The following is a 13337-nucleotide window of genomic DNA, read 5'->3' as shown; positions in this document are numbered from 1 at the left end:
TCCGCCGGCCCGGTTGATCGGCTACACGAGTCGGCGGTCCGCCGCCCACCTCGACAGCTCGTACCGGTTGGACATCTGAAGCTTGCGCAACACGTTCGAGACATGCGTCTCGACCGTCTTGATCGAGATGTAGAGCTCGCGGGCGATCTCCTTGTACGCGTACCCCCGGGCCAGCAGTCGCAGCACCTCGCGTTCCCGGTTGGTCAGCTGGTCCAGCTCCGGATCCGCGACCGGGGCGTCCGGGCGGGCCGCGAAGGCGTCCAGCACGAAACCGGCCAGCCGCGGGCTGAACACCGCATCGCCGTCGGCCACCCGGCGGATCGCCGCGGCCAGCTCGTCCGGCGAGATGGTCTTGGTGACGTAGCCCCGGGCACCGGCGCGGATCAGGCCGATCACGTCCTCGGCGGCGTCGGAGACACTGAGCGCCAGGAAGCGCACCTGGGGGTGGCTGCGCCGCATCGCCTCCAGCACCGCCCGGCCGCCGCCGTCCGGCATGTGTACGTCGAGCAGGACGACGTCGGGTTGGGTGGCGGCGATCCGGCTGACCGCCTCGGCCACCGTGCTCGCCTCGCCCACCACCTCGACGTGCGCCCCCAACTCGGCGCGTACGCCGGCCCGGAACATGGCGTGGTCGTCGACCAGGAACACCCGTAGCCGCTCCGGCCCGGCGCCCGCCGGCTCGACCGGTCGCGTCGACTGCTCGGCCATCATCTGTCCCTTTCCGCCGTGGCCGATTCCCGGGCGATCGGCACGATCAACCGGACCTCGGTCCCCTCCCCAGGCCGAGAGCGGATCTCCGCCCGGCCGCCGTGCCGCTTCATCCGCCCGATGATCGAGCCTCGGACCCCATGCCGGTGATCCTCCACGGTATCCGGATCGAACCCCACACCCCGGTCCCGTACGAAGACACTGACCTGGTCGGGTTCGACCTCGGCGTAGAGCGAGACGGTCTGCACCCCGGCGTGCCGGGCGGCGTTCACCAGCGCCTCGCGGGCGGCGGCGACCAGCGCACCGACCCGCTCGTCGGTCTCCCGGTCACCGACCACCACGGTCTCGACCGTGATCGCGAACGTGTCCTCGACCTCGGCCGCCGCCTGTTCCAGCGCGGCCGCGAAGCGTTCCGTCGGTGACGCGGTGGGCTTGTACAGCCAGTTGCGCAGGGACCGCTCCTGGCCGCGGGCCAGCCGCTGCACCGTCTTGACGTCACTGGCGTTGCGCTGGATCAACGCGAGGGTGTGCAGCACCTGGTCGTGCACCATGGCCGCCAACTCGGCCCGCTCCTGCTCGCGGATCCGCCCCTCCCGCTCCGACCGGAGCTGGTTCCAGGTCCGCCACAGCACCGGCGCGGCCACCACGCCGACACCGGCCAACCCGACCAGCGCGAAGATGACACCGTTGACCACGGCATCCAGGTTCTGCGCGGGCGAGTACACCGCGGCGACCCCGATGATGCCGACCGCGACCAGCACCCCGCCGCCGACGAAGCGGAGCACGAAGGCCCGCCGGTCGCTCTCCTCCACCACCGCGCTGAGCCACGGCACCGGCAGCGACTCACCCCACTGGCGCCGCCGCTCCGGCCCGGACTGGTGCCAGATCACGCCGGCGCCGACCGCGATGATCGCGACCAGCCAGCCCGCCGTGCCGGCCGCACCCACCGAGTCGAAGACCATCACCTGGATCAGCAGTACGCCGAGCCCGATCGCGACGAACGGCAGCAACTGGGCCACGTCTCGGCGGGGTGGCACGGCGGTGTCGCCGGGGCGCAGCGGGACGACGGCCCAGAAGGCCGCGTAGAGCAGCAGACCGAGACCGCTCAGCCCGAGCAGCACCATGAAGGCGACCCGGACCCGGACCACCGGGACACCGAGGTGCTCGGCGATGCCGGCGGCCACCCCGGCGGCCATCCGGTGCTCCGGGGCGCGGTAGAGGCGGGGTGGCTGGCTGACGGTACTGATCACGGGCTCCCTGGGCAGGACGTGCGGCCGGATGAGGATCGGTTTCCGGCGCCGCTCCGATCGTCACACGTAGCGCGGTCAACCGACCACGGGGAGGCCCCGGACATTGCGCGTCGTCGGATCTCAGGGTGGGGTCAGGGTCGCTGCCGGAGGCCGCTCGGGCGCCCGGCACCGCAGGATCGAAGCATGACCGACGACGCTGCGCAGCCGCACCGACCGGGGCCGACGGAACCGGAGGCGACACCGCCGCCCCCGTCGTCCGCCGCGCCGGCCGCGCCCGCATCGCCGGGCGCCGCCGGGGACGACACGACACCACCGAGCGCCGACCGGGCGCCCACCACAGACCCGGCCGGTCCCGCCGCCAGCCCACCGCCCGCCGGGCCCTGGGCTGGCAGCCCGACCGGGTACGACGCGGGCGGCACCTCCCCACCGCCCGGTGGCCGTTCGTCCGGTAACCCGCCACCGCCCGGCGGCGGCCCGACCGGCAACCCGCCCGGCGGCGGCCCGACCGGCGGCCCACCACCCACCGGTCCGGGTGCGCCCTTCGGCGGCGCCGGCTTCACCTCCCGGTACGGGCTCGTCCGTCCGCGCGATGGTCGCTACCTGGCCGGTGTGTGCGCCGCCGTCGGTCGGGCCACCAACACGGATCCGGTGCTCTGGCGGGTGCTGCTCGCGGTGCTCGGGTTCTTCGGTGGCATCGGCGTCCTGGTCTACGTCGCCGCCTGGTTGATCATCCCGGGCGAGGGCGACAGTGCCTCCCCGGTCGAGTCGATGCTCGGTCGCGGCAGATCCAGCATGTCCCCGGTCACGGTGATCGTGTTGAGCGTCCTGGTCGCGGTGGGTTTCGGCTACATCGTCACCGACGCGTTCCGCGCGGTGCTGCTCGGCGCGGCGATCCTGGTCGGCGGGGCGCTGCTGCTCAACCGCCAGCAACGCGGGGCGCAGCCCGAGACCGTGCCGCCGACCGTACCGCCGGGTCCACCGCCCGGCCCGGTGCCGCCGGTCAGCTATCCGGTCCCGTCCGCGTACCCGCCGCCCCACGCCGGCCGCACCCAGACCGCGACCGCGTTCCAGCCGTACGCTCCGGTGTCGCCGCCCGGCACGCCGGCTACCGGGCAGCCCGGCGAGCCGACCGTGCACCTGTCCCCCGCGCCACCCTGGCCGACGCCGAGCACCCAGACGGCATCGCTGGGTCAGCCGCCAACCGCGCAACTGCCACCGACGTACCGTCCCCCGTTCGCGCCGCACGGCCCGTACGCGGGGCAGACCGCGCCGCCACCACCACCGCCACCGCCGGCCAAACCCAGGCCGCCGAAGAAGCCCCGCGAACGGTCCGCCCTCGGCGCGGTCACCTTCTCGCTGATCTTCGTCGCGCTGGGTCTGGTGGTCGTCCTCGACCTGCTGGACGTCTTCGGGATCGGCGCCTCGGCCTACTTCGCGGCGGCGCTCGCCGTGATCGGTCTCGGCCTGCTCGTGGGCACCTGGTTCGGCCGGGCCCGCTGGCTGATCGCGCTCGGCCTGGTGACCGCCGCCGCGCTGGGGGTGGCCACCATCGCCGAGTCGTACGACCGGGTCCGTGGGGTGGACGGCTCGGTCACCTGGGCACCGACCAACCACCGTGAACTCGCCGTACGGTACGAGCAGAGCTTCGCCGACGCGGTGCTCGATCTGCGGGCGATCGACTTCGACCAGCAGGACACCGAGATCACCGTGGTCATCAACTTCGGTGAGGCCACCGTGGTGGTGCCGCCGAACGTGGACGTGACCGCCACGACCCAGGTCACCGCCGGTGACGCGAACGTCTTCGGTGAGCGACGCGCCTGGGGCATGGACAACCAGCGCAGGGAGACCGTCGACCTCGGCGCGGACGGGCCCGGCGGCGGAAAGCTTCGCCTGAACCTGCACGTCAACGCCGGACACATGGAGGTGACCCGGTGAGAGCCCATCGCACCGACCTGGTGTCGTTCGCCTTCGGGCTGCTCTTCCTCGCCTTCGCCGCCTGGTGGCTGCTCGCCCAGGTGCTCGGCCTCGTCCTACCGCCGGTCGGCTGGTTCCTGGCCAGCGGGCTGATCCTGATCGGCGTCCTCGGCCTGGTCGGTGCGCTGCGCTCCAGTCGGCAGGCCGGCAAGCCGGAGCCGCCCAGCGCCGATGGCACGGACACACCCGACACCGCCAGCCGGGAGGCGGCGGGTACTGCGGACCAGTCGACCAGCGGCGGACCGCAGGTGCCGCCGGGCCCGGACCTCGGCCCGGACCTGGATCCGGCGGAACGCACGGCGGAGCTGGATCTGGATCTGGATCGGGCCAGCGGCGACGACCGTACGCTCGACCTGACGGCCGACGGCGACCCACCGGGACGGCGCGGCCCGGCTGCCTGACCATGCGGCACCGGCCGTGGGCCGCCTATGCTGGCCGGTGTGCTCCCGCCTTCGCCGGCCGGCCCACGTCGCGGGGCATCCTGCGCGGGTCACCGGCTCGCGCGGGCCGCTCGCGGCCGGGCCGACCTCGCCGCCGGGCGGTGATCTCGCGTCAGTCGCCTCTATCCCGTCAGGAGCCCGTTCGACATGACCCAGTTCCCCGGCGTACGTGCCGCCGGCCGGTCCGGCCCGGTCCGCCTCGGCGAGCGTGCCGCCCGTACCCTCGTCGCCGAGCTCGCCCGGATCAACGACCCCAAGGCCGCCCTGCTGGTCGGCGCGGCGCCGGAGTCCGCGGTGCTGGCCGCGGCCATCGACGGGCTGCTGCCTGGCGACACCCTCACCGTGGTGCCGAGCGAGTCGGTCAGCCCCACGGCACTACGCGAGCATGTCACCGCCCAGGGACGCTGGGTCGCCGATCGGGTCCGGGTCGTGGACAGCCTCGCCGAGGCCGAACCGGCTGCGGTGGTCGTCGCCGGCGAGGCGCTGACCGGCACTGCCGAGGAGGCGCGCGGCACCATCGAGACGCTCACCAAGTACCTGGCCGACGGCGCGGTGCTCAGCGTGGCCACCGCCGTCGCCCGGACCGCCGGCGCCGCCGCCGAGTTGGAGCGCCAGGGTGCGCTGTACGGCGTCGGTGTCGACCTGGTGCTGCGCAACCCGGAGCCGGTGCGCGTGTTCCGGCTCCGCTTCACCCCCGCCGACGCCGCGACGGCGGAGCGTCTCGCCCCGGCCTACCGCCCGTCGAGCGTGCCGCTGACCCGTGGCATGCACATCGACTCCAACGGTGTGGCCGCCGCCGGCATCGCCCTCGGGCTGGCCGCGCTGGCCCGGTTGGCCCGACCGAAGTCGAAGCTGTGGCTGGTGCCCGCGCTGGCCGCCGCGCCGGTGGCCGCGTTCTTCCGCGATCCGGAGCGGGACGTGCCGGAGGACCCGTCGGCGGTGGTGGCCGCTGCCGACGGCCAGGTCCTGTCGGTGCAGCGGCTGCATGACGAGCGCTTCGGTGACGGCGAGTTCCTGCGGATCGCGGTCTTCCTGTCGGTGCTCGACGTGCACGTCAACCGCGCTCCGGTGGCCGGCAAGGTGGTGGACTACTTCGTCGCCGACGGTGGCTTCGTCAACGCGATGAAGCCGGACGCGGAGCACAACGTGGCCGCGTACACGGTGCTGGACACCACGCACGGCACGGTGGTCGTGGCGCAGCGGACCGGCCTGATCGCGCGGCGGATCGTGCAGCGGGCCCCGGTCGGCGCGCTGCTGGCGCGGGGCGAGCGGTTCGGGCTGATCCGGTTCGGCTCGCGGACCGACGTCTACCTGCCGGTGGAGGCCGCCGACCCGCTGGTCGGGCCCGGCGACAAGGTGGTCGGCGGGTCGACCGTCATCGCCCGCTGGCGCTGACCGACACCAAAAGGGGCGTCGCGGTCGACCGCGACGCCCCTTTTCGGGTACGGGATCAGATGGTGCGACGCTGGCGCAGCCAGAGCACCGGCCCGCTGATCAGGTAGCCCACCACGATCAGGCCGAAGGTGAGCCGCGCGTCGATCAGCGCGCCGACCACCGGAGCGAGCCAGACCCACGGCGGCAGTGTGACCAGCCGGGCGAGCTTGGCGTACGGGAAGCTGCTGACCATGGTGAAGGCGAGCAGCGCCACCCCGGCGATCTGTACCGCACCGGGCACCGGCAGGCCGATCACCACCATCAGGGCGAGCACGGCCGCCGCCATCGTGGTCGGTACGCCGCAGAAGAACCGGCCGTCCTTGGGCGAGACGTTGAACCGGGCGAGCCGGATCGCGGCGCAGGCCGCGACGAGCGCGGCGGCCACTCCGGCGGCGGCTGCCGGAACCTCACCGGCGAGCGAGGCGTAGACCACCACGGGCGCGGCGAGGCCGAACGAGCACATGTCGGCCAGCGAGTCCATCTGGGCGCCGAACGGGCTGGACACGCCGAGCCTGCGGGCCAGCGCGCCGTCCAGGCCGTCGAAGACGACACAGGCGATCAGGAGGAAGGCGGCGAGTCGTACGTCGCCCCGCATGGCAACGAAGATCGCGTTGATGCCGAGCAGCAGGCTGGCCAGGGTGCAGGCGTTGACCAGCGCGAACTTCACCCGGCGGGCCATTGTCCGCTCGCCGGGCAGCAGCGGGATGGCGGTGGCCGCCGGCTCCTCGACCGCCGGGGCCTCGACCAGCGGGGCCGGCCCGACCGCGGGGCTGACCGGGGCGATCGCCTCGATCCGGGTCCGGTGGAACCGCTGTAGGCCGTAGCGGCGGCGGGGGTGGTCCGAATACCGGGGCTCGGGCAGGGCGTCGGTCGCGCCGCGCAGTTCGCCAGCTCGGCGGCCGACGCGGACCAGCAGGACCTGACGGGCAAGGGTGCCGCTGCGGCGCAGCGGGCCCGTCCAGCTTCGCCCTGCGGGACGCGGGCTGTCAGTCGTACGACGCCGGCGCCATGGGGCTCTCGGCACGTTTCCTCCATCACCGGATCAGCTGGCCGCCCGTGCGGGGCGGGGTGTCCGGCTGTCTCGTGCCGGACCTTCCTGGTCCGGCAGCCCATTTTGCGGAGTACACCATCGCACAGGGGGGTGGGGATTGGCGATAGCTGCCGGCGGTACTTATATCTCCCCTAACCGCACGAACCGCGCGGTTGTTCCAATCCAGGGCATCATCGCCCGTTTTCCTCCGTCAGCCCTGCCTTCGACTGTACCGGAGGCCGCCCTCCCGGGCTGTCGAGCAGACGGCGGACAACCGCCCGCCGGGACGGCTACCCGACTGTCGCCAGGGCCCCGGCGGCGATCTCCGTCAGCGGCAGTCCTCGCAGTTCAGCCTGGGTGAACCAGGCGGCACGGGCGGTGGATCCGCCGGCCAGTTCGGTCACGGCCGGCTCAGTCGGAACGTCGACCGACACCCGGTAGACGACGCGGATGCCATGCCAGTCGATGGGGTAACCCTCCGGACCGAGCGCGGCCGGAGTGTGCAGATTGTCCAGCCCGATGAGTTCGATCACCCGACCCAGTTGGCCGGACTCCTCGACCAGTTCGCGTAGCAGCGCGGTGACAGGCTGCTCACCATGGTCCGTGCCGCCACCCGGCAGATGCCACTGCCCGGCACCCGGGTAGCCGTCCGCGATCAACGCCAGCAGTACCCGCCCGGCCGGGTCGGTGACCAACCCGTACGCCCCGAAGCGCTGCCGCCGGCCGACCTCCGGCGGATCGAACGGCTCCTGCCGGCGCAGCGCCCCGGACGGCAGCGGTACGACCGGCAGGCCGAGAGCCTCGGCGGTGAACGGCAGCAGCGGCAACCCGGCCACCTCGGCGGGCGTCAGCCAACGAGCCAGATCGGTGCTGCCGTCCCGCTCGGCGCGCAGCGTGCCGCCCACCGGCGTCACGTCGAACAGCACCCGGTCCGTGTGCAGGGCCACCCCCTGGTCGGGGTACGGCACCACGTCCGCGACCACCGCCCGCAACCCGGTCACCTCGACGGCCAGCCCGGTCTCCTCGGCGACCTCGCGGACCACCGCCTGCGCCGGATGCTCGGCATGCTCCAGGCCACCGCCCGGCAGCGACCACACCCCGGGGAAGTCGGACCGCGCAGACCCCCGGGCGAGCAGCATCCGCCCGCTGGGGTCGCGCACCACCCCGTACGCCCCCACCCGCCGCAACTGTTCCACGCCTCGACCCTAGGGCGTGCGTCGATCGATCATGAAGCTGACGGTCGGTGGGGAGATCGGCCGCCAACCTCATGATCGACCACATGCCTCAGGTGAGGCGGGCGGCCTGCACTGCTTCGGCGGTCACCTCGGTGAGCCGGTCGGTGGGGAGGGCGCCCAGTTCTTCGCGGCCGAACCAGCGGGCTTCACAGGTGGAGCCGCCGACGTCGCCGACCGTGGGCGGAGCCGGCTTGTCGACCACCACCCGGTAGAAGGCACGCACGCCGTGCCAGTCGATCGGGTAGCCCTCCGGGCCCAGCGATGCCGCGTCCCGGTGGCTGGCGACACCGAGCAGTCCGATCAGGCGCCCGGTCTGCCCGGTCTCCTCGACCAGTTCCCGAATCAGCGCGGCACCTGGCTGCTCCCCGTAGTCGGTGCCGCCGCCCGGCAGATGCCAGCAGCCCGCCCCCGGGTAGCCATCCGAGACCCGGGTCAACAGCACCCGACCGTCCGGGTCGGTGACCACCGCGTACGCGGCGAAGCGCTGCGCGCGGTGCAGACCGTCCGGGCCGGGTACCGCGTAGAAGGAAGGGAACTCCGGCGCCTCGTCGGGCACGATGTCCGCCGAGGAGGCGGGCAGCCCGAGCGCCCGCGCGGTGAACGAGCGCAGCGGCAACGCCCGGGCCTCGTCGAGGGTGAACCAGCGGGCCAGGTCGGTCGGCCGGTCGACCCGGTCGGTCAGGGAACCACCCCGGACCGAGACCTGGTAGACCAGTCGGTCGGTGTGGATGGTGATGCCGCGCTCGGGCAGTGCCCGCATGTCGGCCAGCACGTCCTGGAGGCTGGCGACGGAGACCGACAGACCTGTCTCGGCGGCGGTTTCACGGACGACGGTGTGGTGAGGATCCTCGCCGTGGTCGACCGCCCCACCGGGCAGGGACCACGTACCGGGGGTGCCGGAGCGCTCCGATGCGCGAACCAGCAACACTCGGTCTACCGAATCAGTACAGACTGCGTATGCCGCGATCCTGCGCAGCGGCTCCAGCATGGTGGTCACGGAGCCAAATTCTCCTCGTGACCCGTTACCGGCGCGGAAAAGAGTCGGATTCCTGACTGATCACTCCCCCCTGAGGCGCAAGTCAGGGTATTGATCCGGGCGGTCACCGAGGTCGATGCGCCCCGAGGCGGGGACCGTGGAGGCATGACTTCCACACCGCATGCCCCGTACAAGCAACTGCGCCGCCCGACCACCGATCGGATGGTCGCCGGGGTGGCCAGCGGCCTCGGCCGTTACTTCGGCGTCGATCCGACCCTGGTCCGCGTCGGGTTCGCGGTCGGCACGCTGCTCACCGGCGGGATCGCCGCGCTGGCGTACCCGATCATGTGGTTCCTGATGCCCGAGGAGCCGGCCACCGCGCCCGCCTGGCCGCACCCGGCGGGCGCCGCGCCGCACGGCCCGGCCTACGGTCCGCCGCAGCCTGCCGGCCCGGCGGCACCCACTCCGCACCCGGCCTGGCCCTTCCCGGCACCGGGCGGCGCACCGGCACCGACCGCGCCGGCACCACCGCACGGCCCGGCACCGACCGCACCGCAGTCCGACCCGGCGCCGACCGTCCCCGCACCGCAGTCCGACCCGGCGCCGCCGACCGCACCGGCAGCGCCGTCCGCTCCCGCGCCGTCGATCGGACCGGACCCGACGACCGAGCCGGCCGTACGACCGGCGACCGTCGACCCGGAGCCGGCGGCCCGGACGACACCTCAGCCGCCGGCCTGAGCCGGCGTCACTCCCACTCGATGGTGCCCGGCGGCTTGCTGGTGACGTCCAGGACCACCCGGTTCACCTCGGCAACCTCGTTGGTGATCCGGGTGGAGATCCGGGCGATCACGTCGTAGGGCAGCCGGGACCAGTCGGCGGTCATCGCGTCCTCGCTGGAGACCGGGCGCAGCACCACGGGATGTCCGTAGCTACGCCCGTCGCCCTGCACCCCGACGCTACGCACGTCGGCCAGCAGTACCACCGGGAACTGCCAGACGTCCCGGTCGAGGCCGGCGGCGCTCAACTCCTGCCGGGCGATGAAGTCGGCCCGGCGCAGCAGGTCCAGCCGCTCCTGGTCGACCGCGCCGATGATCCGGATGGCCAGGCCGGGGCCGGGGAACGGGTGGCGCCAGACCATCGCCTCGGGCAGGCCGAGTTGCAGACCGAGCGCCCGGACCTCGTCCTTGAACAGCGTGCGCAGCGGCTCGACCAGCGCGAACTTCAGGTCTTCGGGCAGCCCGCCGACGTTGTGGTGGCTCTTGATGTTGGCGGTGCCGGTGCCACCACCGGACTCGACCACGTCCGGGTAGAGGGTGCCCTGCACCAGGAACTCCACGTCGCCGTGCGAGGCGATCTCCCGGGCGGCGGCCTCGAAGACCCGGATGAACTCCCGGCCGATGATCTTCCGCTTCTGCTCCGGATCGGTCACCCCGGCCAGCGCGCCGAGGAACCGGTCGGCCGCGTCGACCACCTTCAGCTTGATGCCGGTGGCGGCGACGTAGTCCTTCTCCACCTGCTCGGCCTCACCGGCACGCAACAGGCCGTGGTCGACGAACACGCAGGTGAGCTGGTCTCCGACGGCCTTGTGCACAAGCGCGGCGGCGACCGCGGAGTCCACCCCGCCGCTGAGGCCGCAGATGACCTCCTTGTCGCCGACCTGCTCGCGGATCCGGGCCACCTGCTCGTCGATGATGTTCTCGGGCGTCCAGGTCGGCTCGATCTCGGCGATCTCGTACAGGAAGCGGGTCAGCATCTCCTGCCCGTGCGCGGTGTGCCCCACCTCGGGGTGGAACTGCACGCCGGCCCGCCGACCGGCGAGGTCCTCGAAGGCGGCGACCGGCGCGCCCGCGGACTCGGCGGTCACCGTGAAGCCCTCCGGCGCCTCGGTGACGCAGTCGCCGTGACTCATCCAGACCGGCAGGTCGGCCGGCAGGTCCCGGAGCAGTACGCCGGGGTCGAGCAGGCGGGGACGCAGCGGGGTGCCGCCGTACTCCCGGTTGCCGGTGCGGGCCACCGTGCCACCGAGGGCCCGGGCCATCGCCTGGAACCCGTAGCAGATGCCGAAGACGGGCACTCCCGTCTTGAACAGCCCGTCGTCCACCTGCGGGGCGTCCGGCTCGTAGACGCTCGCCGGCCCGCCGGAGAGGATGATCGCGGCCGGGTTGCGGGCCAGCATCTCGGCCACCGGCATGGAGTGCGGAACGATCTCGGAGTAGACCTTTGCCTCACGCACCCGACGCGCGATCAGCTGGGCGTACTGGGCACCGAAGTCGACCACGAGGACAGGACGCGGCAGGCTCATGTGCAGCAAGCCTACCCACAGTCACCCCCCTCCCCTCCCCCACCCCACCCCCACCCTTCGCCCCGCCGTCGCCCCGCCGATCTTGCACTTCTGGTCGCACATGCGCGGCTTATGCACCCTTTTACCCCGACAGCAACTGCAAGATCGCGGGGGTCAGGGGAGGGCGGGGTGGTGTGGGGGGATGGGTGGGAGGGGGTGGTAGGGGGAGCCCAGTGGGGGGCGGAGGTCGGGGTCGTTCTTGTTGGGCCAGCGGGACATGGCGCGTTCGGCTTGGGCGGTGATGGTGAGGGAGGGGTTGACGCCGAGGTTGGCCGAGACGGCGGCGCCGTCGACGACGTGCAGGCCGGGGTGGCCGTAGACGCGGTGGTACGGGTCGATCACTCCGTCGTCCGGGGTGGCCCCGATCACCGCGCCGCCGAGGATGTGCGCGGTCATCGGGATGTCGAACGGCTCGGTCAGCGCGCCGCCCGGCGTACCGCCGATCTCCTCGGCGAGCAGCCGGGCCGCCCGGTTGCCAGCGGGGATCCAGGTCGGGTTGGGGGTGCCGTGGCCGGGCGCGGCGACCAGTCGAGGGCCCAGCGGCCCGCGCCACAGCCGGGTGGTCAGCGAGTTGTCCGCCGACTGCATCACCAGGGCGATCACCGTACGCTCCGACCAGTTGCGCACCGACAGCATCCGAACGGCCTGCCAGGGGTGCCGGACGAGCTGGCCGAGCCAGCGGCGTACCCGGTGTGGCCCGCCGTCGACCAGCAGGGTCTGGAGCAGCCCCATCAGGTTCGCGCCCCGTCCGTAGCGGACCGGCTCGATGTGGGTCTGCGGATCGGGATGGAACGAACTGGTGATCGCCACCCCCTCGGTGAAGTCCACTCCCCCGGCCCGGGCCCGCCGACGCGGCACCGAGGCGCCGAGGATCGCCTCCGAGTTCGTCCGGGTCAGCTCACCCAGTTTCGGCGAGAGCTTGGGCAGCGCACCGCGCTCCCGCATCTCGTGCAGCAGCCGCTGGGTGCCGAGCGCACCGGCGGCGAAGACCACCTGGTCGGCGTAGCTCACCTGGCGGCGTTTGCGCAGCCAGGCGCCGGTGCGTTCGGTGTGCACCGCGTACCCGTCGCCGGACGGCTGTACGGCGGTCACCGTGGTCAACGGGTGCACCTGGGCGCCGAGCCGTTCGGCCAGCCACAGGTAGTTCTTGACCAGGGTGTTCTTCGCGCCGACCCGGCAACCGGTCATGCAGGCGCCACAGTGCGTGCAGCCGGTGCGCTCGGGGCCGGCACCGCCGAAGTACGGGTCCGCCACCCGCTCCCCCGGCCGTCCGAGGTGCACGCCGACCGGAGTGGGATGGAAGGTGTCCCCCACCCCCATCCGGTCGGCCACCCGCCGCATCGCCCGGTCGGCGGCCGTCACGATCGGGTACGTGGTAACCCCGAGCATCCGCTTCGCCTGGGCGAAGTGCGGGGCGAGTTCGGCCCGCCAGTCGGTGATGTCGCCCCACTGCGGGTCGGCGTAGCAGGCGTCCAGCGGTTCGTACAGCGTGTTGGCGTACACCAGGGAACCGCCGCCGACCCCCGACCCGGACAGCACCAGCACCCCGCCGCCGGCCCGCCGGTCAGCCGCCCGCAGCAGGGTGAGCCGTTGCAGCCCGAAGCAGCCCAGCTTCGGGGCCCAGAGGAACCGCCGCAGCCGCCACGAGGTCTCCGGGAACTCGTCGTCGGCGAACCGACGGCCCGCCTCCAGCACGCCGACCGAGTAGCCCTTCTCGGCCAGCCGCAGCGCGGCCACGCTACCGCCGAAGCCCGACCCGATGACCACCACGTCGTACCGCATGCAGGCATCATTACTCGCGAGTAGCCCCCGCACCAGGACGAATTCCAGGCGATCTTGCAGCGCGAACGCGCCGACTTCGTCGGGCCGGGAGACAACCCCGGAGCCGCACCACGGCGTTCGACCAGTTGTCGCAACCGGTCCATACAATGCGACCGTTCGATGTGAGC

9 protein-coding genes and 2 pseudogenes are annotated in these 13337 nt (G+C 73.0%); 4 read left to right on the top strand and 7 right to left on the bottom strand.

Annotation, left to right across the window (positions count from 1 at the left end):
* Nucleotides 1–21: 21 nt before the first annotated feature.
* Together E0H26_RS11350 and E0H26_RS11345 are read right to left on the bottom strand one after the other, a co-directional pair.
* Nucleotides 22–708, bottom strand: coding sequence for a response regulator (locus E0H26_RS11350; RefSeq protein WP_131303558.1), 687 nt, complete (start codon nt 706–708; stop codon nt 22–24).
* Nucleotides 708–1958, bottom strand: coding sequence for a PspC domain-containing protein (locus E0H26_RS11345; protein ID WP_420812819.1), 1251 nt, complete (start codon nt 1956–1958; stop codon nt 708–710). Before E0H26_RS11345 ends, E0H26_RS11350 begins: the two co-directional genes overlap by 1 nt.
* Before the next feature lie 183 nt (nt 1959–2141).
* Here E0H26_RS11345 and E0H26_RS11340 point away from each other — a divergent pair, with 183 nt between their 5' ends.
* The 3 genes and pseudogenes from E0H26_RS11340 (at nt 2142) to E0H26_RS11330 (ending at nt 5767) form a co-directional block, all read left to right on the top strand.
* Nucleotides 2142–3893, top strand: coding sequence for a PspC domain-containing protein (locus E0H26_RS11340; RefSeq protein WP_131303556.1), 1752 nt, complete (start codon nt 2142–2144; stop codon nt 3891–3893).
* Nucleotides 3890–4156 (top strand): annotated as a pseudogene (locus tag E0H26_RS29840) (hypothetical protein); the annotation flags it as partial. The gene E0H26_RS11340 and the pseudogene E0H26_RS29840, both read left to right, overlap by 4 nt.
* Nucleotides 4157–4519: 363 nt before the next feature.
* Nucleotides 4520–5767 (top strand): phosphatidylserine decarboxylase, encoded by a 1248-nt coding sequence (locus tag E0H26_RS11330; RefSeq protein ID WP_131303554.1) that lies wholly within the window; start codon nt 4520–4522, stop codon nt 5765–5767.
* A gap of 55 nt (nt 5768–5822) precedes the next feature.
* Here the strand turns inward: E0H26_RS11330 and E0H26_RS11325 are convergent, their stop codons facing one another.
* From E0H26_RS11325 to E0H26_RS11315, 3 genes are all read right to left on the bottom strand, one after another.
* Nucleotides 5823–6755, bottom strand: coding sequence for a CDP-alcohol phosphatidyltransferase family protein (locus E0H26_RS11325; protein ID WP_131303757.1), 933 nt, complete (start codon nt 6753–6755; stop codon nt 5823–5825).
* Between the two features lie 371 nt (nt 6756–7126).
* Nucleotides 7127–8032, bottom strand: coding sequence for an NUDIX hydrolase (locus E0H26_RS11320; protein ID WP_131303553.1), 906 nt, complete (start codon nt 8030–8032; stop codon nt 7127–7129).
* 88 nt (nt 8033–8120) lie between these two features.
* A complete protein-coding gene (locus E0H26_RS11315; RefSeq protein WP_131303552.1) occupies nt 8121–9068 on the bottom strand; it encodes an NUDIX hydrolase in 948 nt (315 codons plus the stop codon).
* A gap of 144 nt (nt 9069–9212) precedes the next feature.
* Here E0H26_RS11315 and E0H26_RS11310 point away from each other — a divergent pair.
* Nucleotides 9213–9515, top strand: a pseudogene (locus E0H26_RS11310) (PspC domain-containing protein); the annotation flags it as partial.
* 277 nt (nt 9516–9792) lie between these two features.
* Here the strand turns inward: E0H26_RS11310 and guaA are convergent.
* Nucleotides 9793–11349: a glutamine-hydrolyzing GMP synthase gene (gene guaA, locus E0H26_RS11305; protein WP_131303551.1), complete on the bottom strand. Its 1557-nt coding sequence runs from the start codon at nt 11347–11349 to the stop codon at nt 9793–9795.
* A gap of 153 nt (nt 11350–11502) precedes the next feature.
* Entirely contained in the window at nt 11503–13170 is a 1668-nt protein-coding gene (locus tag E0H26_RS11300; protein WP_131303550.1) for an FAD-dependent oxidoreductase, read from the bottom strand.
* Nucleotides 13171–13337 lie beyond the last annotated feature (167 nt).

Origin of the sequence: Micromonospora zingiberis, from assembly GCF_004331455.1 — a bacterium.
GTDB lineage: Bacteria > Actinomycetota > Actinomycetes > Mycobacteriales > Micromonosporaceae > Micromonospora > Micromonospora zingiberis.
Note: the sequence above shows the minus strand (reverse complement) of the source record. Positions and strands in the feature narration are given on the sequence as shown.

Coding starts and splice junctions, on each gene's coding strand:
- E0H26_RS11330 (WP_131303554.1), top strand. CDS start 4,520: ATGACCCAGTTCCCCGGCGTACGTGCCGCCGGCCGGTCCGGCCCGGTC.
- E0H26_RS11350 (WP_131303558.1), bottom strand. CDS start 708: ATGGCCGAGCAGTCGACGCGACCGGTCGAGCCGGCGGGCGCCGGGCCG.
- E0H26_RS11300 (WP_131303550.1), bottom strand. CDS start 13,170: ATGCGGTACGACGTGGTGGTCATCGGGTCGGGCTTCGGCGGTAGCGTG.
- guaA (WP_131303551.1), bottom strand. CDS start 11,349: ATGAGCCTGCCGCGTCCTGTCCTCGTGGTCGACTTCGGTGCCCAGTAC.
- E0H26_RS11340 (WP_131303556.1), top strand. CDS start 2,142: ATGACCGACGACGCTGCGCAGCCGCACCGACCGGGGCCGACGGAACCG.